This window comes from Acinetobacter sp. MB5, assembly GCF_003261585.1.
Lineage (GTDB): Bacteria > Pseudomonadota > Gammaproteobacteria > Pseudomonadales > Moraxellaceae > Acinetobacter.
The window spans coordinates 86,707-107,715 of sequence record NZ_POVU01000006.1 but is presented as its reverse complement, the minus strand read 5'-3'; the positions used below and the strand labels follow the sequence as shown (position 1 = coordinate 107,715).

The 21,009-nt window shown below is 42.5% G+C and carries 22 protein-coding genes, 2 tRNA genes, 1 other RNA gene and 1 riboswitch; of the genes, 12 read left to right on the top strand and 13 right to left on the bottom strand.

The window, feature by feature from the left end:
* The first annotated feature begins 60 nt into the window (after positions 1 to 60).
* The gene (locus C1A47_RS09495; protein WP_111894734.1) at positions 61 to 570 is read left to right on the top strand and encodes an HPP family protein; all 510 of its coding nucleotides are present in this window, start codon (positions 61 to 63) and stop codon (positions 568 to 570) included.
* An 18-nt stretch (positions 571 to 588) separates the two neighbouring features.
* Here the strand turns inward: C1A47_RS09495 and ribB are convergent, their stop codons facing one another.
* The 9 genes from ribB to C1A47_RS09450 all read right to left on the bottom strand — a co-directional run bounded on the left by ribB (position 589) and on the right by C1A47_RS09450 (position 7,300).
* On the bottom strand, positions 589 to 1,248 hold the full coding sequence (ribB, locus tag C1A47_RS09490) for a 3,4-dihydroxy-2-butanone-4-phosphate synthase (protein WP_111894732.1): 660 nt from the start codon (positions 1,246 to 1,248) through the stop codon (positions 589 to 591).
* A 96-nt stretch (positions 1,249 to 1,344) separates the two neighbouring features.
* Positions 1,345 to 1,486: riboswitch (FMN riboswitch) on the bottom strand.
* A gap of 131 nt (positions 1,487 to 1,617) precedes the next feature.
* A complete protein-coding gene (gene panD / locus C1A47_RS09485) occupies positions 1,618 to 1,998 on the bottom strand; it encodes an aspartate 1-decarboxylase (RefSeq protein WP_111894730.1) in 381 nt (126 codons plus the stop codon).
* 99 nt (positions 1,999 to 2,097) lie between these two features.
* Positions 2,098 to 2,676, bottom strand: coding sequence for an aminoacyl-tRNA hydrolase (gene pth / locus C1A47_RS09480; RefSeq protein WP_111894728.1), 579 nt, complete (start codon positions 2,674 to 2,676; stop codon positions 2,098 to 2,100).
* A 22-nt stretch (positions 2,677 to 2,698) separates the two neighbouring features.
* Positions 2,699 to 2,995 (bottom strand): 50S ribosomal protein L25, encoded by a 297-nt coding sequence (gene rplY / locus C1A47_RS09475; protein ID WP_111894726.1) that lies wholly within the window; start codon positions 2,993 to 2,995, stop codon positions 2,699 to 2,701.
* Between the two features lie 104 nt (positions 2,996 to 3,099).
* Positions 3,100 to 4,053, bottom strand: coding sequence for a ribose-phosphate pyrophosphokinase (locus C1A47_RS09470; protein ID WP_016165799.1), 954 nt, complete (start codon positions 4,051 to 4,053; stop codon positions 3,100 to 3,102).
* A gap of 39 nt (positions 4,054 to 4,092) precedes the next feature.
* Positions 4,093 to 4,167: transfer RNA gene (locus tag C1A47_RS09465), tRNA-Gln, on the bottom strand.
* On the bottom strand, positions 4,166 to 4,996 hold the full coding sequence (gene ispE, locus C1A47_RS09460; protein WP_111894724.1) for a 4-(cytidine 5'-diphospho)-2-C-methyl-D-erythritol kinase: 831 nt from the start codon (positions 4,994 to 4,996) through the stop codon (positions 4,166 to 4,168). The genes C1A47_RS09465 and ispE overlap by 2 nt, the downstream gene beginning before the upstream one ends.
* A gap of 14 nt (positions 4,997 to 5,010) precedes the next feature.
* Positions 5,011 to 5,610: a lipoprotein insertase outer membrane protein LolB gene (gene lolB / locus C1A47_RS09455; protein WP_111894722.1), complete on the bottom strand. Its 600-nt coding sequence runs from the start codon at positions 5,608 to 5,610 to the stop codon at positions 5,011 to 5,013.
* A complete protein-coding gene (locus C1A47_RS09450) occupies positions 5,594 to 7,300 on the bottom strand; it encodes a tetratricopeptide repeat protein (RefSeq protein ID WP_111894720.1) in 1,707 nt (568 codons plus the stop codon). The genes lolB and C1A47_RS09450 overlap by 17 nt, the downstream gene beginning before the upstream one ends.
* Positions 7,301 to 7,417: 117 nt before the next feature.
* On the opposite strand from C1A47_RS09450, the gene hemA reads away from it, so the two are divergent.
* Positions 7,418 to 8,701 (top strand): glutamyl-tRNA reductase, encoded by a 1,284-nt coding sequence (gene hemA, locus C1A47_RS09445; RefSeq protein ID WP_111894718.1) that lies wholly within the window; start codon positions 7,418 to 7,420, stop codon positions 8,699 to 8,701.
* A gap of 257 nt (positions 8,702 to 8,958) precedes the next feature.
* Complete coding sequence (locus C1A47_RS09440; RefSeq protein WP_111894716.1) at positions 8,959 to 9,192, top strand: hypothetical protein; 234 nt, start codon at positions 8,959 to 8,961, stop codon at positions 9,190 to 9,192.
* A gap of 39 nt (positions 9,193 to 9,231) precedes the next feature.
* Here C1A47_RS09440 and C1A47_RS09435 read toward each other — a convergent pair whose 3' ends face one another.
* On the bottom strand, positions 9,232 to 11,088 hold the full coding sequence (locus C1A47_RS09435; protein ID WP_111894714.1) for a DNA primase: 1,857 nt from the start codon (positions 11,086 to 11,088) through the stop codon (positions 9,232 to 9,234).
* Between the two features lie 112 nt (positions 11,089 to 11,200).
* Positions 11,201 to 12,295: an outer membrane protein assembly factor BamD gene (locus C1A47_RS09430; RefSeq protein WP_111894712.1), complete on the bottom strand. Its 1,095-nt coding sequence runs from the start codon at positions 12,293 to 12,295 to the stop codon at positions 11,201 to 11,203.
* 72 nt (positions 12,296 to 12,367) lie between these two features.
* Between C1A47_RS09430 and rluD the strand changes: the two genes are divergently transcribed.
* Genes rluD through C1A47_RS09415 form a run of 3 tightly spaced genes read left to right on the top strand, consistent with a single transcriptional unit; the run spans position 12,368 to position 14,805 of the window.
* The gene (rluD, locus tag C1A47_RS09425; protein WP_111894896.1) at positions 12,368 to 13,420 is read left to right on the top strand and encodes a 23S rRNA pseudouridine(1911/1915/1917) synthase RluD; all 1,053 of its coding nucleotides are present in this window, start codon (positions 12,368 to 12,370) and stop codon (positions 13,418 to 13,420) included.
* 39 nt (positions 13,421 to 13,459) lie between these two features.
* Positions 13,460 to 14,200, top strand: coding sequence for a peptidoglycan editing factor PgeF (gene pgeF, locus C1A47_RS09420; protein ID WP_111894710.1), 741 nt, complete (start codon positions 13,460 to 13,462; stop codon positions 14,198 to 14,200).
* Positions 14,201 to 14,244: 44 nt separating this feature from the next.
* Positions 14,245 to 14,805: a flavodoxin family protein gene (locus tag C1A47_RS09415; protein WP_111894708.1), complete on the top strand. Its 561-nt coding sequence runs from the start codon at positions 14,245 to 14,247 to the stop codon at positions 14,803 to 14,805.
* Between the two features lie 276 nt (positions 14,806 to 15,081).
* On the opposite strand, the gene smpB is transcribed toward C1A47_RS09415, so the two are convergent.
* Complete coding sequence (smpB, locus tag C1A47_RS09410) at positions 15,082 to 15,558, bottom strand: SsrA-binding protein SmpB (protein WP_111894706.1); 477 nt, start codon at positions 15,556 to 15,558, stop codon at positions 15,082 to 15,084.
* Between the two features lie 145 nt (positions 15,559 to 15,703).
* On the opposite strand from smpB, the gene coaD reads away from it, so the two are divergent.
* From coaD to C1A47_RS09385, 5 genes are all read left to right on the top strand, one after another.
* Entirely contained in the window at positions 15,704 to 16,195 is a 492-nt protein-coding gene (gene coaD, locus C1A47_RS09405) for a pantetheine-phosphate adenylyltransferase (RefSeq protein ID WP_111894704.1), read from the top strand.
* A gap of 1 nt (position 16,196) precedes the next feature.
* Positions 16,197 to 16,466 (top strand): YfhL family 4Fe-4S dicluster ferredoxin, encoded by a 270-nt coding sequence (locus C1A47_RS09400; RefSeq protein WP_111894702.1) that lies wholly within the window; start codon positions 16,197 to 16,199, stop codon positions 16,464 to 16,466.
* A gap of 20 nt (positions 16,467 to 16,486) precedes the next feature.
* An RNA gene (gene rnpB, locus C1A47_RS09395) (RNase P RNA component class A) lies at positions 16,487 to 16,858 on the top strand.
* Between the two features lie 63 nt (positions 16,859 to 16,921).
* A tRNA-Met gene (locus C1A47_RS09390) sits at positions 16,922 to 16,998 on the top strand.
* Positions 16,999 to 17,140: 142 nt separating this feature from the next.
* Positions 17,141 to 18,598 carry a sensor domain-containing diguanylate cyclase gene (locus C1A47_RS09385; protein ID WP_111894700.1) on the top strand — a complete coding sequence of 486 codons (1,458 nt, stop codon included), beginning with the start codon at positions 17,141 to 17,143 and terminating at the stop codon, positions 18,596 to 18,598.
* Here C1A47_RS09385 and C1A47_RS09380 read toward each other — a convergent pair.
* The gene (locus C1A47_RS09380; protein ID WP_111894698.1) at positions 18,595 to 19,371 is read right to left on the bottom strand and encodes a DeoR/GlpR family DNA-binding transcription regulator; all 777 of its coding nucleotides are present in this window, start codon (positions 19,369 to 19,371) and stop codon (positions 18,595 to 18,597) included. The two genes, C1A47_RS09385 and C1A47_RS09380, sit on opposite strands and share 4 nt — an antisense overlap.
* A 185-nt stretch (positions 19,372 to 19,556) precedes the next feature.
* On the opposite strand from C1A47_RS09380, the gene C1A47_RS09375 reads away from it, so the two are divergent.
* Complete coding sequence (locus C1A47_RS09375; protein ID WP_111894696.1) at positions 19,557 to 20,900, top strand: aspartate aminotransferase family protein; 1,344 nt, start codon at positions 19,557 to 19,559, stop codon at positions 20,898 to 20,900.
* Positions 20,901 to 21,009 lie beyond the last annotated feature (109 nt).

Below are 21,009 nucleotides of genomic sequence, written 5' to 3'. Positions count from 1 at the left end.
ATCTGTACTATTTTGATTTTAGCGCGCACATCAACAAAAATCAATTCAAGGAGTAGAGTGATGTTAAAGTCCTCTCCGTATTCAATTTCTGATTTAATCAAGACATTGTTTGGTGCAAGTTTGAGTATTATGGTTTTACTGTATTTGACCCAGCTTTCGCATCAATTATGGATTATGGCGCCGTTTGGTGCGACCTGTGTGCTGTTGTATGCAGCCGCTCAGTCACCTTTGGCTCAACCGAAAAATGTGATTGTGGGACATATAGTGTCTGCTGCGATAGGTTTGGTCTTTGCGCATTACTTACCAATTAATATGATCACTATCGCGCTGGCGGTTGCTTTGGCGATTGTACTCATGCAACTTTTGGGATGTGTGCATCCACCTGCAGGGGCGAATCCATTGTTGATTTTATTGAGTGCATCCTCTATGCATTACACTTGGAGTTTTTTGATTTTTCCAGTATTCACAGGTGCTGTACTTTTGGTGGTAATTGCGCGTTTGATTCATATCTTGCAACAGCAATGCATCAAATATTGGGTGCAAGAGAAAGATGCATCACCATCGTTGTAATGATGATGCTGAAAAGTATTAGATGTTATTGGCTAAGCGGTATTGAACCAGTTCTTCAATGGTAATGACGGTGAGGTGATGGGTTTGTGCATAAGACAAGACTTGAATCCCTGATGCCATGGTTCCATCTGGGTTGGTCACTTCACACAGTACACCCGCAGCTTTTAAACCAGCTAAACGGGCTAAGTCAATGGTTGCTTCTGTATGACCACGACGAGTCAACACACCACCTTCACGCGCACGTAAGGGGAAAACATGCCCAGGGCGATTGAGGTCGCTCGCGACAGCACCATCTTTGGTTGCAGCGCGAATAGTCGTTACACGGTCTTTTGCGGAAACGCCAGTGGTTACATCTTCAGCCGCTTCGATGGTCACGGTAAATGCAGTATGAAAATGGCTTGAATTGTTGCTCACCATCGGTGGAAGTTCTAGATGATCTGCCAATTGTTCAGTTAAGCATAAACATACAATGCCTGAGCCATCACGAATCATCCGTGCCATAGTTTCGACATTCAGCGTTTCTGCTGCAATCACCAAATCGGCTTCATTTTCACGGTCAAAATCATCCATCACCAAAACAGGTTTGCCTTGGCGGATATCTTCTAAGGCTTGTTGAATGCGTTGTTCAGCAGGGGATAGGCTAGAAAAGAATAATTCGGGTTGAATTAGAATAGACATAATGAAACGCTCACGTAATTTAGATACAGGAACATTTCAGGACTGATCGAAAAAATGGGGTCGTGACAAAAGTTTGAAAAAATGAATCTTCTGAAACGTCGACTTCTTTCATCCGGACTATACCGTCGGCTTTGGATTTGCACCAAATCTGCAAATGACACAGGTCATTGGCTCGCGGGCTTACTCAAAGAGTTGAGCTTACCGCCGGTGGGGAATTGCGCCCCGCCCTGAAGCGATGTGCCAAAATTATAGCGTCATTTTTTGTGAAAAATCATCCTTTCTATAGAATGATTCGTACTATAAATAGCAGTTTATTTGCTATAGCAGAGATAATCTGAGCATATCGAAATATGCTCATGATTGAGAAATTTAAGCAACTTGGACTGGAATGCAGTTAGAGGTGTGGTTGACCGTATTGTCTGGGTTGGCATAGACAAGACGAGGCTTATGTGCATTGGCTTCTTGTTCATTAAAGTCAGCAAATGTGGCAATAATGACAATATCACCGACTTCAGCCTGATGTGCTGCGCCACCATTGACAGAAATAATGCCTGATTGATCTTCACCACGGATGGCATAGGTTGTAAAACGTTTGCCATTGGTGACATTCCAAACATGAATTTCTTCATATTCACGAATACCTGCCAAATCCATTAAAACACCATCAATCGCACAAGAACCTTCATAATGAAGTTCTGCATGGGTCACTATTGCACGATGGATTTTGCATTTTAATAAACGGGATAACATGCAAATATCTCCTTAATTTGCTCAGTTTGCTAGAAAAAAGGCATTCAAAGACTTAAGAGATGTGCACAAAGATGCCATCAGAGATTGAATTTACTTACTTTACGGTTTGTAGGCGTTGATTTGATTCATCGCTTGAGAAACTTGACCTTCAACAAGAAGAGAAGTTTTCGATAGTGCATGATGAATCGCAGCATCCATGAGGTCTTGTTCACTTTTAGGTGCTTTACCTAAAACATGACCTGAAACACGCTCTTTAGAACCAGGATGACCGATTCCAATACGTAGGCGATGAAAGTTTGAGCCAATATGTGGAACAATGTCGCGTAGACCATTGTGACCACCATGACCACCTCCAGTTTTGAGGCGAATCACACCAGGATTCATATCGAGTTCATCATGCGCAACTAAGATTGCTTCAGGTTGAATTTGATAGAATTTGGCAAAAGGCACAACACTTTGCCCAGAACGGTTCATAAATGTGCTAGGAAGTAACAGGCGAACATCATGACCTTCGATGTTGCCACGACCACTGATTCCATGGAATTTAGGGTCTGCTTTTAAACTGATTCCATAACGGTCTGCGAGTTGCTCAACAAACCAGAAACCAGCATTATGTCGGGTTTGGGCATATTCCTTACCCGGATTGCCCAAACCGACAATGAGCGAAATTTTAGTCACGAAACTACGCTCTCACTTACAATTACGCGCGTTTGAAGTCAGCGTGCATTGGAGTGTTTTTAGCAGGGTGGCGTTGAAGCGCTTGGATTTTAACGCTTTCAGTTTTGTCGCCAACTTTGATTTCAATAACTTCAGCAAAGAAAGCGTTGTTTTCTAAAGCTTTAACAAGCTCACGAAGTTCTAAAGTTACAGCTACAGGTTCTGCTTCACCACCGTAGATGATTGCAGGAACTAGTGCTTCACGACGAAGGCGGCGGCTCGAACCTTTCCCTTGTTTCTCTTCAGCACGTGCTTGAGCATTTAATACGAAATTAGCCATGAGATATCCTCATTAAGTTACGAAATAGCCAGATTTACGACCAATCTGACCAATAGAAAGCCCCGCATTATAGCAGGGCTTTTAGAAAATTGCGCGGCTATTTATTATAAATAGCTGTCAAACATTGCGCTGATTGATTCTTCGTTGTTAATACGACGAATAGTTTCAGCAACCATGCTTGCAACAGAAACTTGACGAATTTTACCAAGCTGTTGTGCTTCTTCAGAAAGCGGAATTGTATCTGTTACAACGAGTTCGTCGATCACAGAGTTTTTCAAATTCTCGATTGCTTTGCCTGAAAGTACTGGGTGAGTTGCATAGGCAACAACACGGCGCGCACCAAAAGTTTTAAGTGCATCAGCAGCTTTACATAAAGTACCTGCTGTATCGACCATATCGTCAACAATGACGCAGTCACGACCTTTTACATCACCAATCAAATGCATCACTTGTGATTCATTCGCTTTTTGACGACGTTTATCGATGATCGCAAGATCAATATCACCCATTTGTTTTGCAACAGCGCGTGCACGAACAACACCACCCACGTCTGGTGAAACAACCATTAGGTTGTCATGAGACTGTTGGCGTAAGTCAGCAAGTAATGCTGGCGTACCATAGATGTTGTCTACAGGGATATCGAAGAAACCTTGGATTTGGTCTGCATGTAGGTCGATCATCACAACACGGTCAATCCCTACAGTAGTCAGCATGTCTGCGACAACTTTTGCAGTGATTGGAACACGAGATGAACGTGGACGACGGTCTTGACGTGCATAACCGAAGTAAGGAATGACAGCAGTAATACGACCAGCACTTGCGCGACGTAATGCGTCAGCCATCACCAAGATTTCCATCAGGTTATCATTGGTTGGGGCACAAGTAGGTTGTACGATAAATACGTCTTTACCACGGACATTTTCAGTGATTTCAACAGCAATTTCACCATCAGAGAAGGTAGAAACTGAGGCTGCACCTAAAGGAATGTGCAAATGGCTTACGACTTTTTGAGCGAATTGTGGATGAGCAGTTCCACTAAAAACGACAAGATTGGGCATGAAGCACCCTTGGCGGTTGGTATGGTGTTTGGAAGAATATGGCAGGGGCGGCTGGATTCGAACCAACGGATGGCGAGATCAAAACCCGCTGCCTTACCACTTGGCGACGCCCCTATCGAACTTTAAAATGTCGTAATGGAGATTCGTTTAAACTGTTGACCAAGTAAGCTTTACATGGTGCATGTTTAAGAATTTCATTAACGTGCATTTCAGTAGTTACTTCAGTAAAAACACAAGCACCTGTACCTGTAAGTTTTGCAACACCGAACTGATCTAAATATTGCATCGCTTCATCGACTTCAGGATATAAGTTTCTTGCCAAAGGCTCAAAATTATTTCCAAAGTCAGATGGCTTTATCTGATAGGCGCAGAATTTAGATGGCTTCGAGTTTCTTGTCAATGTTTTTTGTGAAAAAAGTAGTTGAGTGCTGATAAAACAGTCAGGTTTAAGCACGATGTATTGTTTTTGATCTAAGTCTATGAATGTTAAGTGTTCGCCAATACCCTCAGCCCATGCATTATGTCCGTGAACAAACACAGGAACATCCGCTCCTAAACTTTGCCCAATATCGGCAAGTTGCTTAATGTTTAAGCTACATTGCCAAATTTGATTAAGTGCGATTAAGGTACTTGCTGCATTGGATGAGCCACCGCCTAAACCTGCACCCATTGGAATGTGCTTTTCTAAATGGATATTTATTCCACAAAATTTTTGAGCATAAGGCTTGAGTTTTTCCGCAGCCTTATAAATCAGATTGTCTTTTTGTTTGACACTTGATAAACCATCAAGAATAATCTCATTAGTTCCATTCGGTTCAAACTCTAGCCAGTCATATAAATCAATGAGTTGAAAAATGGTTTGCAACTCATGATAGCCATCCGTTCGTTGACCAGTAATGTGCAAAAAAAGGTTAAGTTTTGCGGGAGAAGGGATACGAATCATAAGTAGAATTTTGGCTAGCGGTCTTGAATGACCATTGTAATACGATTTTCCTGACCATCATCAAGTTGCTGTTTTAAAATTAGTTTATTGGGTAAACGTGCAGCATCATTATAGCTGAGGTTAACTGTCCAGCCATCTTCAATAAATTGAGTTGGACGTTGTTCCTGATCTTTCTCAATCTGTGCTTGTGTTGTTGCAGGTTGTGCGAGAACCCAATGGACTAAATCTGTGATTGGTGCTTGCCAACCTGTTGCTTTTTCTAACAATTCTTCAGGTGTTTCTGCGTGAATGAGACCTGTTTTTGCGCTGTTAAGTGTGACTTGACCTGGTGTGCCTTGAATATGGGTTTTGCCAATTCCTAATGCGCCGCTCAGTTCGATATCAAAATTATCTTGTTGTTGTTCCCAAGTGAAGAAGGCACTCCCAGATTGTTTTGGGGTGCGAACACCAAGTTTACCTTGCAGGGCAAAATTGGTTTCTTGGCTGGGTTGTGCTGCAGATTGCTCTGGAACAGTCGTTACCATTTGCTGAGGTTTGCGGTATTGCTGGCAACCCGTGAGAATGAGGCTACTGCTGGTCAATACGCCTAGACCAATTTTAGTGAACAGATGCATGATGAACTAAACTCATTTTTTGCTGTTGTGGTAATAACAAAGAATTTAATTGAATTACCTGTGGATTGTTCGGATACTTTTGTTTGAGTTGTTGTAACACTGATGTAAATTTTTCAGTATTCCCTTGTAGATAAAGCGCTTTTGCTAGGCGTATACCTGTGCTGGGATTGTCATTCAACATGTAAGCCTTTTGTAATACAGGAATGGCTGTTGCGAAGTCATTCTGTAAAAATGCAATTAAACCGTAGGTATCTAAAATCGAAGCTTGGTCTGGTGCATATTCAAGTGCATGCTCAACATATTTTCGAGCATCTTCTAAACGACGATTCTGTAATGCCAAGGTGTAAGCATAAGCATTGAGATAGGTTGGACTGTTGGGCTCAATACTGAGTAATTTATCTAAATCCTGTTCTAAACGATCTCGATCTTGATAAGGATCCAGCAACAAGACTTGTGCATAAATGAGATCAGGGTCATCAGGTAGGTTGTGAATCGCCTCATCAAGCAATTCAATCGCAGCAAGTTTATGATTCAGTTTTTTGAGAATTTCAGCCTGTAACTGATATAAAAAACTGGCATGTTGTGGATAGTTGACACGTTCTTGTGTCAGGAAACGCAAGGCATCACTGAGCTTTCCTTCTTTATCGTAGATTGTAACGAGACTACGACGGGACACCGTATACAGACTGCCATCGACCAAACGATAGTAGGCTTTTGCAGTTTCATAGTGCTGTTTACGTTCGGCATTAATTGCCAAATAGTAATATGCATCATTTTGATATTGCGAAGAATCTTTAAGTTGCAATAAGAAGCCTTCTGCTTGGTCGTAACGCTTTAAGTCGATACTGGTTAAACCTGCAATAAAAATTGCTTCATCGGCCGAAGGCCAGCTACGAATAATACTTTCGAGCTTCTTTAACCCAAGTTCAGTTTGGCCAATTTTAATCAGGTACTTGGCTTCGGCAAGACGCACTTCAAGATTAAAGCGATGTTGCCGACTTGATTTTGCATACCATTTTATTGTGGCATCCTGATCGCCTGAAGCCTCAAGCAGATTGGCTTTTAGTAAGATGAAACTGGTGACATTTGGACGTTTACGCAGTGCACGTTGTATATCTTTTAAAGCTTGTTCAAGCTGATTATCTTGAGCCTCAAGACTAGCAATCATGACTAAAACTGAAGGATTACTTCTGGCTTTACTGCTACGCAGAGCTTTGATCAGTGTTGTGCGGTCTTCTGTTGAATCAGGGGCAATTCCCGCAACAATTTTGGCAAGATCTGCATCGGGATCAATGTTTAAAATTTTATCAAGTGTTTGAGCTGTCAATTCATACTTGTGTGCTTTTAGTGCAATGTGTGCTAAATAGAACAAAGCAGGGACATCACTTGGATCTTGATTGACCCAGTGTGTTGCGATGTCGAGTGCAGCTAAAGTGTCATTTTCATCAAGTGCAATGTCGAGGGCCCGTTGTTTTATGGCTGTTGAGTCACTATGAATTGCGAGAGCCGTATAGTTGTGTAATGCTGTAGCGGTTTGCTGATATTGCAATGCAAATTCTGCAATCATGGTTTGTTGTAACGGTAGTGGGTTGTAGCGAATCACTGGATTTTGCGCATATGTGTAACTATAAGCAGATAAGGTGATGCTACCTAGCAATAAGACTGTGCTAGAATACCGTCGTATTAACATACATGATTGTTGGCGAATTACTTGCTGCAAAGTTTCTTTATCCAAATATTTATGCTTATTATGACACCGATGATGCACAATAACACATGCATAGTTTTAGTGAAATGATGATCTGACATGACGTTCTTTGCCTTAGGTGTCAACCATCAAACAGCTTCAGTTGAATTGCGCGAACGTGTTGCGTTTAATGCGGAACGTTTGCGTGCATTATTGGCTGATCAAAGTCATCAGAGTCATTTAAATGATTTAGTGGTGGTGTCGACCTGTAACCGTACAGAAGTCTATGCCATCACCGACGAAGCAGACATGCTATTAAATTGGCTGGCTCAATCAAATGGCATTGATGTTAACCAATTGTTTAATCATGTATATCGTTATGAAGATATTCAGGCGGTATCCCACCTTATGCGCGTCGCCAGTGGCCTAGATTCACTGATGCTTGGCGAACCACAAATTTTAGGGCAAGTGAAATCGGCTTTGGCTCTAGCAAAAGAGTCTGGTACGGTTTCTGGACATTTAAACCGTGTCTTTGAATATGCGTTTTATGCAGCAAAGCGAGTTCGTTCTGAAACAGCTGTAGGCAGTCATGCAGTTTCGATGGGTTATGCAGTTGCCCAGCTTGCTCAACAAGTCTTTAGCCACCCTGAAAAACTGGTGGTGTTGATGGTTGCCGCAGGTGAAATGAATAGCTTGGTTGCCAAGCACATGGCGGATTTAGGGGTTGCAAAAATCCTGATTTGTAACCGTGGTCGTGAACGTGCAGAAAAACTGGCCAGTGAAATTACCGCATTTGTGGATGTTGAAATTATTCCATTTAATGAGCTGTCAGAGCATTTGTATCGTGCTGATGTCATTTCAAGTTGTACAGGCAGCTTGCATCAGGTGATTGCTTACCAAGATGTCAAAACAGCCTTAAAGAAGCGCCGCTATCAGCAAATGCTGATGGTTGATTTGGCTGTTCCACGTGACATTGACTCCAAAGTGGAAAGTCTCGATGGTGTCTATTTATATGGTGTCGATGATCTGCAAAGCGTGATTGATGAGAATTTGGCACAACGTCGTCAAGCGGCGGTTGAAGCTGAAGTGATGGTTAATCAACTTGCAACGCAGCTTTTAACCCAAGAAAAGGTTAAAGAAGCAGGGCACTCCATTTGCGCCTATCGCGAAGCAGGGCAGCAAATGCAACAAGAAGAAGTGGATCATGCTTTACAGTGCTTGCATGAAGGTGAGTCACCAGAAAAAGTGATTCAGGAACTCGCCCATCGTCTCACACATAAGTTATTACATCCGACTTCAATGTTGTTGCGGGAAGCTGCACAAACGGAAGATCCTGAATATTTGGAATGGATTCAGGATCACTTGCAACGAGTATTGGAACATCGTCGTAAACCCAAAAGCTAAAGCTTCTACATGGTGAGAGGTGACGACATAGTCATTTCTCATGATGGAGCAAATTTATAAAAAAATAAGAGTTATAATTCAATAGAATAAGTAGAAAAATCTTGTCAAGTCAGCGTCTTTTGATCTGCATTTATAGTCATTTGAGATTTTTATCTGTCTGAATTTCGGTTTTATACTATGTCCGCTGTAAAATCTCCGAAAGGGATATTGGTTGATTTTCACTGCTCGCATTCGATTTTTAGCGGTAGGAGATTGACATGAAATATCGCACCAGTTCTGCATCCTCATATACACGATTCCAACAGGCTTGTTTGCATCCGTTGCATTTTAGCAAAATGCAAATGGCACAGTATTTACCTGATTTACGAAGTGTTTCAATCGGCATTTTTGATGGAGAATTTGAAGATGCCCAAACTCGTCGGCAGCAAGTGCAACGGCTTGGTGTACACAAGTGTTTTCAGTCGACATATCAGCGTTTATTCTTTTATTAAATAACACATTTTAATCAAGCAGATGCATCATGTATCTGCTTAATGTAAGAGTCTAAGGCTAATTTGTTTGGTCAGCTCATTGAGCTGCATGCGTAAGTTTTGTGATTCCTGTAAAGAAGCAGGACGTTTCATTCGTTGTTTGAGTAACTTTTCTTGTAATGCCAATGCATTTTCTTTAGCAAAATTAAATGTTCGTTCTGGCGAATTTAAAATCTCAAGTACATTGGTGCGTTGCAGTAATTCAGCGATTTCTCCACGATAGGCATAGCATGCACCTAGCACATAATAAATCGCACGTTCCTGATCATCAGGCAGTTTGTCAAAAACCTGATCAAGCACGGCTAAAATCTCGGCCAATAAATCATCTTGCTGAATATAAGCGCGCAGTTGCTCAAAATGTGTATAGAGAAATGGGTTGCTCATCAGCAAGGCGACTGCAAAGTCTTCATCTCGGGTACGGATGTTAAATGATAACGACGCATCATGACTGACCTTAGGCGTAAAGCGTTTGCCGAGTCCGAGTTTCTCTCGAAATGCCTGACTGAGCAAATAACGATAAGAGCCTTGTGGTGGCAGCAATTGAGTCAGATTTTTGAGTTCACCCATCACCTGACTTTTACCTTCAGGCGTGCTGACATCGTGTTGCTGTGTCAGTAAAGCGAATAAGAAGTCAGATAGCAGAGGGGCTTGTTGCCAGAGTTGTTGGAATCTTTCCACGCCTTCCTGACGGATTAACGAGTCAGGGTCATGGTCATTGGGCAAAATAAAAAATTTCAGCTCACGACCATCATTCAGTAAAGGTAATGCAATTTCTAATGTGCGACGAGCTGCTTTTTGCCCTGCGCTATCTCCATCAAAAGCGATGGTAATCCGATGATTACGTTTAAATAAAATATTTAAGTGTTCGGTATTACTGGCAGTTCCAAGTGTTGCAACACCACCATGAATGCCTGCCTGATGCAATGCAATCACATCCATATAACCTTCGACCAAAAGCCAGTCTTGGGCTTTAAATTTCGTGCCTTCATATAGCCCATAGAGCAACTGGTTTTTATGAAAGACTTCCGAGTCAGGCGAGTTAATGTATTTGGGCTTGATTTCATCATTCAGTGCACGACCACCAAAACCGACAACACGACCTTTAGCGTCACGAATCGGGAAAATGACCCGATCACGTAACAGGTCAAAATCACGTCCGCTGTCACTGGTACGAATCAAACCGAGCTGTTTTAAACCATCAATATCTTGCGGGAAAGCATGTTCTAGATGCTGCCAGTCTTCAGGCGCATAACCTAAACGCCAATCTTGGATGGTTGTAGGACTTAAACCACGCTGTTTGAAATAACGCTGTGCAGAAGCACTTTTGGGTAACTGTTGCTGATAAAACTGAGCAATATTTTCCAGTAAGTCATATAGGTTACCTTCTTGGGTAATTTCGGAAAACTGCTGGTCGGCAAAGAAAAAGGGATCATCCTGTGGAAATGGATACGGCTCAAACTCCTGCATGGCATCTGGGGGAGATACAGGCAGACTCGGTGCAGGGCTGGTTTGAGGTGCTGGAGTCGCTGTTTTTTTATAGATGAGTTTTTTACTGTCCTGATTGTCTTTTGGAAGTTCTATGCCAGTTTGGCTGGCGAGGTCTTTCATCACCTCGATAAAACTACGATTGTCGATGTCCATTAAAAATTTAATGGCATTGCCATTGGCTTGACAACCAAAGCAGTGATAGTACTGCTTGTCACGATAGACGTGGAAAGACGGGCTTTTTTCCTGATGAAATGGGCAGCAACCTGAATATGTACGTCCAGTTTTTTTAAGTTTGACACGTTGCCCAATCAGATCAACCAGATCTGTACGGTCAAGAATTTGGTCAATCGTTTGTTGTGGAATCGCCATAATCAGGGATGTAAAAATACAATGCAGGTTGATCAGTGTAGCAAATTTTCCAGTTACACAACATATAAAAGGCGAGCACATGGCCCGCCTTTTATGAATCAGACATCTGAAATCAGTTGCTTTCAGGTTTGTCGAGTAAACCAAAGCTAAGACGATTGATCCAGCTACGTTTTGGCTTCTCTTCAGAAGTTGTAACTGGCGCAGCAACTGGTTCAGATGTAACAGCAGCAGGTGCGGCAGTTTGTTCCTGCTCAGGCTTGTCGAGCATGCCGAAGCTTAAGCGGTTGGTCCAGCTACGTTTTTCGGTGCTCTCTTGAGCAGCTTCTTGACTATGATTTATATTGCTTTCAGAGCTACGACCAAAAATACCTAAAGTGGCTTTATTCCACCAGCTACCTTCTTTACGAGCGGCAGCAAGGTCAACCGTACCATTGGCTTTCACTAGATTTGGATAGTTCAACTTAAGAAGATTGATATATTGCTGTGCACTTTGTTGGTCGCCCAATTGGTTGTAACCATAAGCAATCGTTGCCAATGCTTCAGGAATTTGTGGCGTATTTGGGTAATGTTCGACAACCCACTGACCGCGTTCAATTGCAGCAACCCATGCTTGACGCTCAACATTAAAACGTGCAGCCGTCATTTCATGTTCTGCAAGTTCCTCGCCAATATACTTCATACGCTGTGCTGCATCGACAGAGTATTGGCTTGAAGGGAAACGACGAATGAGATCAACAAAGTTTTGATAAGCCAGTTTTAAATAGTTCACATCGCGATGAGATTGTTTGAGCGATGTATAACGAGCGATACCATCATAGTTTTGTTCCATGTTGGCAACGCCACGTGCATAGTAAGCATAAGCAACATTCGGATGGTCTGGATTCAAACGAATAAAACGGTCCGCGGCAGTTACAACACCTGGATAATCTTTTTGTTGGAACTTCACATAAATTAAATCCAACTGTGCTTTTTGGGCATGTGTCCCAGTTGGAAAATAAGTATCAATCGCTTGGAGATTTTTTGCCGCTTCATTATATTGACCTTTATTCAGCGCTTGTTCAGCTGAATCAAAATAGGCTTGTTCGCTGCTTTGTGGTCCAAGATCGACAACTTCTTTTTTTGATGGATTGCTGCTACAGCCCACAAATGTACCTGCAATGCCTAAACAAAGCACAAGCATAGTAACTTTATAACGTGGTAGCGACATAAAAATTCCTCAGTTAATACGGGCAATGAGCTACAATGGCATTATTAAACCATTATTGTCTTAATGAGCCAAATGACTTCAACACAATCTTCTCATTCTAATTTCACTGAAACAGATTTCAATTTACTTGAAGATGCTGAGGATGCAGATAATCATACTTCGGGCGTAACTGCAACACATTTATCGTTGCAATTTCAGTTGGATGAACAATACCTTGGACTGCGAATTGATCAGGTCGCAGCCACCGTTTGGTCTGATTTTTCACGAGAAAAACTCAAACAATGGATGAAAGATGGGCATCTGCTTGTCGATGGTAACAAAATTAAACCGAAATATCGCTGTGAAGGGCGTGAGCTGCTCACACTTGAGGTTGAACTTGAGCCACAAACCCATAACCAGCCTGAAAATATCCCACTCGATATTGTCTATGAAGATGATGATATTTTAGTCATTAACAAGCCTGTGGGTATGGTGGTGCATCCAGGTGCGGGCAATGGCTCAGGCACACTGGTGAATGCCTTGCTGTATCATTATCCAAAATCGGCAGAATTGTCGCGTGCAGGACTGGTGCATCGTATTGATAAAGACACCAGTGGTTTGTTGGTTGTTGCGAAAAATCTTGAAGCACAATTTTCATTGACCAAACAGCTGGGTGATAAATCGGTTTACCGAGTTTATGATCTTGTGGTGTATGGCAATATTATTGCAGGCGGCACGATTGATGAGCCGATTAAGCGCCACCCTGTTGATCGTGTCAAAATGACGGTATTGCCTGGTGGTCGTGATGCAGTAACTCATTACAATGTCAAAGAGCGTTTCCAGCACTTTACCCGTGTACAAGCACAACTTGAAACAGGTCGTACCCATCAGATTCGTGTGCATTTTACTTATATTGGACATGGTTTAGTGGGCGATACCGTCTATGTCAATCGTGTGCGTGTGCCAGCAGGTGCTTCAGAACTTCTCGCGAGTACTTTGCGCGCTTTCCGCCGTCAAGCCTTACATGCAGCTAAACTGGGTCTGGTGCATCCTCGTACTCAAGAGGAAATGCTATTTGAAGCACCGTGGCCAGAAGACTTCAAACATTTAGTCCAAGTCCTTCGTGAAGAAAATGCAGCTTATTAATAAGCTGTATCATTGACCTCGTAACTGGAGAATTTAAGCATGCAATTTGTTCAAGGTTTACCCCAAGGTGTTTATGTGGGACAAACCCATGTGCAACATCCTAAAAGTTTGTCGAGTGAACGAGCTGAACTGTCAGGGTTTAATTTGGCATTGCATGTGCAGGATGATCCAGTGCGCGTTCAGCAACATCGTATGGCATTACTCAATGAGTTTGCGCAGCACGGAGTAAATAAACTGACGTGGATGACTCAAACCCATAGCACGATTTGCCATACGGTGAATGAGCAAGTGTATTTTGAACCATTGGTGGGTGATGGTTTGGTCACACAGCAAAAAGGTCATGCAATTTTGATGATGACAGCAGACTGTTTGCCTGTGGTGCTTGGGAATGCCGATGGCACTGAAGTCGCTAATCTACATGCGGGCTGGCGTGGTCTGGCAGGTGGCATCATTGAAAACACCATTACCAGTATGCAAACTCAGCCAACTTGGGCATGGCTCGGAGCCTGTATTAGTCAGCCTTGCTTTGAGATTGGTGCAGAAGTTAAACAGGCATTTTGTGAAAAATATCCGTTGGAGTTTGCTTTTAAAGCAGGCGAGCAAGCAGGGAAATACTATGCTGATCTGTATGCAATTGCGCGTTATATCTTAGAGCAGCATGGCGTGACTTTGGTGTCAGGCGGTGATCAGTGTACTTATACTCAAACTGAAGATTATTTTTCTTATCGCCGTCATGCAAAAACAGGGCGCATGGCGACATTCGTATTTATGCAAGATTAATTCATGCTAAACTGCTCGGGATTTTTTGCTATTGATTCTCAATAATGACAACACTGCCGAAATCCCTTGCGATTGTTTACCACAGCCCTTATGGGCATACCGCAAAAGTTGCGCAATATATTGCTAAAGGTGCAATGCAAATTGGTGTGACTGTGCATGTCATGTCGATTGAACATATTGATTGGGACAAGCTGGATCAGGCACATGGCATTATTTTAGGTTGTCCAACCTATATGGGAAGTGTCACAGGCCCATTTAAAATGTTTATGGACTCGACTTCGAAGCGCTGGATTAACCGTTTATGGCAGGGCAAACTTGCCGCAGGCTTTACCAATTCGGGTGGCTTAAGTGGAGATAAACTATCTGTTTTACAACAAATTAATCTGTTTTCCATGCAGCATGGCATGTTGTGGACAGGTTTACCGTTATTGTCAACAGGGCAAAAAGATACCGATTTAAACCGTTTAGCCAGCCATTTGGGACTCATGACCCAATCTAATAATGCACCTATAGAAATTACCCCACCACAAGGTGATTTAGATACTGCAATGTGGTTTGGTGAATATGTAGCTTTGATGTTGAATCGGATCAATCATTCTGCCTAAATTTGCTTCTCACAGTATTGGGCACTTTCATAAGTCATTTTTTGAACAAAAAATCACAATGAGGGCATTTTCATCCTCTTGCGGAACAGTGTTCCTCATCCCAAAGGGAGAATGAACTTTCAGTATTAATTGCCAATCACAATTTTCGTTTATCGAGTTGACCACCTATAGTTTGAATCGGTATTAAAAGAGTGATTGTAAATAGAATAAGTTTAAAAAAAGAGCTTGCATAAAAAACGAGATATCAAATCTCGCTTTAATCATATCAGTTGTGATTTAGCGGTGGAAAATACGCGCCTTGTCACGTTGCCAGTCACGGTCTTTTTCACTGGCACGCTTGTCGTGAAGTTGTTTACCTTTCACCAGTGCAATTTCCAGTTTAGCTAAATGACCTTTCCAGTAACAGGCTAAAGGGACACAAGAGTAACCTTTCTGGTTGACTGCGCCTGTTAGCTTTTCAAGTTCACGACGCGACAATAACAGCTTGCGAGTACGAGTTGCTTCAGGTACCACATGTGTAGAAGCCGAGAGTAATGGCTGAATTTGTGCACCAAATAAAAACGCTTCGCCATTTTTAAAAATAATATAACTTTCAACTAGACTCATCCGTCCAGCGCGCAGAGATTTGACTTCCCAACCTTGGAGGGACATTCCTGCTTCAAATTTTTCTTCGATAAAATAATCATGGCGGGCACGCTTATTTTGAGCGATAGTTCCGCCATTATTTTTCTTGACTACAGTTGCTTTCGTCATAATTAAATCATTCCAAAACTGCGTCTATTGTGCCGCAAACTGTTCACAAGGTGAAGCTTTTCTACAGAAAACAAAGCATTCCTTCGCTAAAAAACAACTTTTTGCTAGAATAGCGACATCTAAGCGGAAACTAGAGAAGATGAGGATGTCGAAATCACGCATCATTTACCCAGGGACGTTCGATCCGATTACCAAAGGTCATATTGATTTGGTTGTGCGTGCAGCCAAAATGTTTGATGAGGTTGTGGTTGCAATCGCTGTCGGACATCACAAAAACCCCGTTTTTTCTCTTGAAGAACGTGTTGACTTGGCGAAGCAGTCATTGAGTCATCTGGATAATGTTGAATTTATGGGCTTTGATGGCTTGTTGGTCAATTTTTTTAATGAGCAAAAAGCGACAGCCGTGTTGCGTGGTTTACGCGCAGTGTCGGACTTTGAATATGAGTTTCAACTCGCCAATATGAATCGTACTTTAGATGCAAGTTTTGAAACCGTGTTTTTGACGCCAGCAGAGCAATATTCTTTTATTTCATCGACGATGGTACGTGAGATAGCGCGCTTAAAAGGGGACGTTTCAAAATTTGTTCCTCAGCATGTCGTTGAAGCTTTTCAGCGTAAACATCAGCAAGGTTGGTAAAGTGTCTTTATATATTACCGAAGAATGCATTAACTGTGATGTTTGTGAGCCTGTCTGCCCCAATGAAGCGATTTACTTCGGGGAACTGATTTATGAAATTAACCCCGACTTATGCACTGAGTGCGTGGGGCATCATGACAAACCACAGTGTCAGTTGTTCTGCCCAGTCGATTGTATTCCACTCGATCCGAATCATGCAGAAACGCAAGAACAGCTCATGGAAAAGTATGAACGACTAACTGCTCAAAAAAACGCAAGCAATTCTGAATAAGATTTGCTACTATACGCGCCGAAGTGAGCTGGACGGTCGCTGCTGTGGAGGTCTTCGTGACTGAAGCAGGAGAGGAAAGTCCGGGCTTCAAAGGGCAGGGTGCCAGGTAACGCCTGGGCGGCGCGAGCCGACGGAAAGTGCAGCAGAGAGTAGACCGCCAATTCCTCCGATTCTCGGTAGGATTTGGTAAGGGTGAAAGGGTGCGGTAAGAGCGCACCGCGTGTCTGGTAACAGTTCACGGCATGGTAAACCCCACCAGAAGCAAGACCAAATAGGAATCCTGAGGTACGGCCCGTACTGGATTCGGGTAGGTCGCTTGAGCGTATGAGTGATTGTACGCCTAGAGGAATGATCGTCCTCGACAGAACCCGGCTTACAGGCTCACTTCTCCAATTTTTTTTGAAAAAAAGCTTGACGCTGTTACAAAAAGTAAAGATAATGCGCGCACAGTTTTCGGCTATGTAGCTCAGTTGGTTAGAGCACCGCACTCATAATGCGGGGGTCACAAGTTCAAGTCTCGTCATAGCCACCATTTTATAAATCACGCTCCTGCGTGATTTTTTTTTGAAATTTTTTACATTTAAACCTAAGTTTTGATTTTTCTTGATCTTGTGAGTATGGTATTACAAAGAATAACCCTACACATTTCACATTTATAACAATAAGGACAAAGCATGCCACAACTTGATGCTATCAATTCATTTCATATTTTTCAGCTTGCTCCAATTGCCATGTGGATTGAAGACTGGAGTGAGATTGGTCATCTGTTTGATCAGTGGAGAACACAAGGTATTACCGATTTGCGAGAGTTTTTGTTAGAAGATTTAGAGCATGTACGTCAATGTGTGGAAAAAATCCGAATTCTGGATGTTAATCAGGCGACGCTAACTTTATTTGAGGCTCGAGATTTGGCGCATTTATCGGCACATTTGCCTGAAATTTTTAGGGATGAAATGTATAACTTGCAAATTGATGGGCTGGTTGCAGTGTGGAATGGAGAATTACAATTTGCCAGTGAACAGGTGAATTATTCCATTACGGGAAAGCGGATTGATATCCAGCTACGCGGGCAGATTTTACCTGATGCAGAACATGACTTAAGTTTGATCTTAGTCACAACAGAAGATATCACTGCTTATCAAAATGCACGTCGGCAGGAGTTTAAAAATCGGTCTTTGGCAGAAGCGCGTTTTATTTATTCTCCAGCAGCGCTCTGGGTCGAAGATTTTAGTGAAATTAAATTAAAACTCGATCAGCTTAGAAGAATCGGCATTGAAGACTTGCGCACTTTTTTGGATGTGCATCCTGAATTTATCCGAGACAGTATAGCGAGTATTCGGGTACTTGATATTAATCAGAAAACTTTAGATTTGTTTCTTGCACCTAATCGCCATACTTTGATGGAAAATGTGGATAAAATTTTAGGTGGCCCAGAAATGCTCAATTCGTTTCGTGAGCAACTGATGGAGCTTTGGGAAGGAAATCTGTTTCATCAACGCGAAGTGGTGAATTATGCACTCGATGGTTCAGAGCGGCATGTGTTACTGCAATTTTCCATTTTCCCAAGTTATGAACATGACTGGTCACTGGTTCAATTGGCCATGACCGATATTACGGCACGTAAAAAAGCAGAATCTTATTTGGAGTATTTGGGCAAACATGATGTATTGACCAAGCTCTACAATCGGGCATTTTTCCATGAAGAACTTAAGCGTCTCACCCGCCAAAAAATATTTCCTGTGTCACTTATTTATTTAGATCTGAATGCATTAAAGAACGTCAATGATGAGTTTGGACACGATGCAGGTGATGATGTTTTAAGACGGACGGGTGAAATTCTACAACAGGCGATTAGTCCACCTTATTCGGGTTCACGTATAGGAGGAGATGAATTTGTGGTGTTGTTGCCACGTGCAGATCAACAAACTGCCGAAAAACTGGTGGTGACATTGAAAGAATTATTTCGTTTAGACAACCAGTTTCATGCCAGTTTAAAGATGAGTGTTGCAATTGGCATGGCAACCAGTGAACCTTATGAAAGTCTGGAAGAACTGCTCAAGCGTGCGGATCATCAAATGTATCTGGATAAGAAAAACTACTATTCAAATCAACGTGTAGTTTCTCAACTTTAGACAAAAAGCAGTTGTTGAAAATGTTGCTGATAAGCTGCAAGATCAATCTCTGATTTGGCTTCCTGATTGCTAATTAGCATCGAAACTTCATGACTTTGTGCATAGCGTACGCGACTGACAATGCCTAATTTGCTTTGATCTGCCAAAATAAAGGTTTGCTTTGCTTGTTTGACCATGGCTTGAGCAATATTGGCTTCTTCACTATAAAAACTGCTTGCGCCGTATTGCGGATCAATGCCAACGGGTGAGAGTAGAGCTACATCTGCCTGATAACGATAAATCTCTGAAATCACCAAATCGCCTTGGGTTTGTGGGCGCTGCAGTACCCGTCCGCCAAGTAAAATAATTTCATGGGGGGGGGCTTCATGTTCATAACCAATCGTGAGATTGAAAACTGCTTGTAGACTGTTGGTGATGATGGTCAGCCCTGACAATGTTCGTAATTCTTCCGCCAAAATTGAAGTGGTGCTGCCAGCATCTAAAAATATGGTTTGTCCTGTGTGTAAATGTTGCAGTGCAGCTCGGGCAATGGCGCGTTTTTCTTTTGCCATTTGGGTATGGCGCACATTGAGTGGGGCTTCAACGGCAACACTATCCACTGCCACAATTCCGCCATGCACACGTTTGGCAACCCCTAGAGCTTCCAGTTCAATAATGTCACGTCGTGCAGTTTCCCGAGAAATATCCAGTTCTTGCATCACGCGTTCCGTGCTGATGCGTTGTATTTTTTTCAGGAGTGCCTGAATTCGGTGTAAGCGTTCTTGCTGCAACATGCCTGTTCTCAATCATGATTTTTTCTAGGGTTCATCTTACTGAGTATTGGGGAGAAAATCGAGTCGAAATGTGTATAAAAAAGTATTTGTGTATTTTATTGCATTTTTAAAAAAAGCGGATTATGATCAAAACATGCAGAAAAATTAACCTCAGTCAGTATGAAACAGGTTTCAGGAGAATACGCATGAATACACGCTCAACGATTATGGATACCAACAGCTTCCGTGCTGAACATGCGGATGCTCTCGATACAGAAACACGTAAACTCACGGATAAACGCAGCAAAATTCTGGGTGATTCATATCGTCTGTTTTACCGTAACCCTGTGCATTTGGTTCGCGGTGAAGGGCAGTATTTGTGGGATGCTGCGGGCAACCAGTATTTGGATGTGTATAACAATGTGGCAAGCATTGGGCACTGTCACCCTGCGGTGATCGAAGCAGTCAATGCCCAAATGAAAATGCTCAATACACACACACGTTATTTGCATGAAAATATTTTGGATTACACGGAAGAATTACTCAAAACAGTGCCAAGTGAAGTCGATCGTGCCATGTATATGTGTACAGGTTCAGAAGCCAATGACTTGGCGATTCGTATTGCGCGTGAATACAGTGGCGGTACAGGGATTATTGTGTCGCAAGAAGCCTATCATGGCACCAGCAGTTTAACGTCTGGCTGTTCACCTGCGTTGGGTACAGGTCAAGCTTTGGATGCAACCACGCGTTTAGTGCCTGCACCTGATTATTACCGTATTCAAACTGAAGATTTAGGCGATTGGTTTGCTGCTCAAATCCAACAACAAATTGATGATATGAAAGCCCATGGCATTAAATTTGCGGGCTTCCTTGCCGATTCGATTTTCTCATCCGATGGTGTAATGCCAAACCCAGTCGGTTTCTTGAAAAAAGCAGTAGATGTTGTGCATGCCAATGGCGGGATTTTTATTGCCGACGAAGTGCAACCTGGCTTTGCGCGCACAGGTGATGCGTTCTGGGGCTTTGCTCGCCACGGTATTGTTCCTGATGTGATTACGACAGGTAAACCAATGGGGAATGGTATTCCTGTGTCTGGTTTGCTGGCAAAAGGTGATGTTTTGGCGGCATTTAGCGACCAGATTCCATATTTCAATACCTTTGGTGGTAACCCTGTGTCCATGGCTGCGGCACAAGCGGTATTGAAAGTGATTCAGGAAGAAGAATTGCAAGCGCATAGCCAAAAAGTCGGTGCATTGTTACAGGCTGAACTGGCAAAACTGATGGATAAACACGAATGTGTGGGTGATGTGCGTGGTGCGGGTCTGTTTATTGGTTTTGAATTGGTCAAAGACCGTGACAGCAAAACACCTGATAAAGCGTTAGCACTCGATTTGATTGAGGAATTGCGTAATACGCATCGTGTATTGACTTCAGTGGCAGGCCCTTACGGCAATGTCTTGAAACTTCGTCCACCACTAGCGTTCCAAGCACATGACATTGACTGGTTGGTGAATGCGCTGGATCAAGCGATTACCAAACTCAAAGGCTAAGCTCTAAAGCATTTCATTGCAAAAAAAGCCCGATCAGTAGATGGGGCTTTTTTTATGCGGGTTCTTTCATCACTATATAGCCTCATCCTAGCTTTCTCCCAAAGGAAGA

Bases quoted from the DNA above. Each gene is read 5' to 3' on its own strand.
- C1A47_RS09495 (WP_111894734.1), top strand. From the start codon at position 61: ATGTTAAAGTCCTCTCCGTATTCAATTTCTGATTTAATCAAGACATTG.
- ribB (WP_111894732.1), bottom strand. From the start codon at position 1,248: ATGTCTATTCTAATTCAACCCGAATTATTCTTTTCTAGCCTATCCCCT.
- panD (WP_111894730.1), bottom strand. From the start codon at position 1,998: ATGTTATCCCGTTTATTAAAATGCAAAATCCATCGTGCAATAGTGACC.
- rplY (WP_111894726.1), bottom strand. From the start codon at position 2,995: ATGGCTAATTTCGTATTAAATGCTCAAGCACGTGCTGAAGAGAAACAA.
- C1A47_RS09470 (WP_016165799.1), bottom strand. From the start codon at position 4,053: ATGCCCAATCTTGTCGTTTTTAGTGGAACTGCTCATCCACAATTCGCT.
- ispE (WP_111894724.1), bottom strand. From the start codon at position 4,996: ATGATTCGTATCCCTTCTCCCGCAAAACTTAACCTTTTTTTGCACATT.
- lolB (WP_111894722.1), bottom strand. From the start codon at position 5,610: ATGCATCTGTTCACTAAAATTGGTCTAGGCGTATTGACCAGCAGTAGC.
- C1A47_RS09450 (WP_111894720.1), bottom strand. From the start codon at position 7,300: ATGTTAATACGACGGTATTCTAGCACAGTCTTATTGCTAGGTAGCATC.
- hemA (WP_111894718.1), top strand. From the start codon at position 7,418: ATGACGTTCTTTGCCTTAGGTGTCAACCATCAAACAGCTTCAGTTGAA.
- C1A47_RS09440 (WP_111894716.1), top strand. From the start codon at position 8,959: ATGAAATATCGCACCAGTTCTGCATCCTCATATACACGATTCCAACAG.
- C1A47_RS09435 (WP_111894714.1), bottom strand. From the start codon at position 11,088: ATGGCGATTCCACAACAAACGATTGACCAAATTCTTGACCGTACAGAT.
- C1A47_RS09430 (WP_111894712.1), bottom strand. From the start codon at position 12,295: ATGTCGCTACCACGTTATAAAGTTACTATGCTTGTGCTTTGTTTAGGC.
- rluD (WP_111894896.1), top strand. From the start codon at position 12,368: ATGACTTCAACACAATCTTCTCATTCTAATTTCACTGAAACAGATTTC.
- pgeF (WP_111894710.1), top strand. From the start codon at position 13,460: ATGCAATTTGTTCAAGGTTTACCCCAAGGTGTTTATGTGGGACAAACC.
- C1A47_RS09415 (WP_111894708.1), top strand. From the start codon at position 14,245: ATGACAACACTGCCGAAATCCCTTGCGATTGTTTACCACAGCCCTTAT.
- smpB (WP_111894706.1), bottom strand. From the start codon at position 15,558: ATGACGAAAGCAACTGTAGTCAAGAAAAATAATGGCGGAACTATCGCT.
- coaD (WP_111894704.1), top strand. From the start codon at position 15,704: ATGTCGAAATCACGCATCATTTACCCAGGGACGTTCGATCCGATTACC.
- C1A47_RS09385 (WP_111894700.1), top strand. From the start codon at position 17,141: ATGCCACAACTTGATGCTATCAATTCATTTCATATTTTTCAGCTTGCT.
- C1A47_RS09380 (WP_111894698.1), bottom strand. From the start codon at position 19,371: ATGTTGCAGCAAGAACGCTTACACCGAATTCAGGCACTCCTGAAAAAA.
- C1A47_RS09375 (WP_111894696.1), top strand. From the start codon at position 19,557: ATGAATACACGCTCAACGATTATGGATACCAACAGCTTCCGTGCTGAA.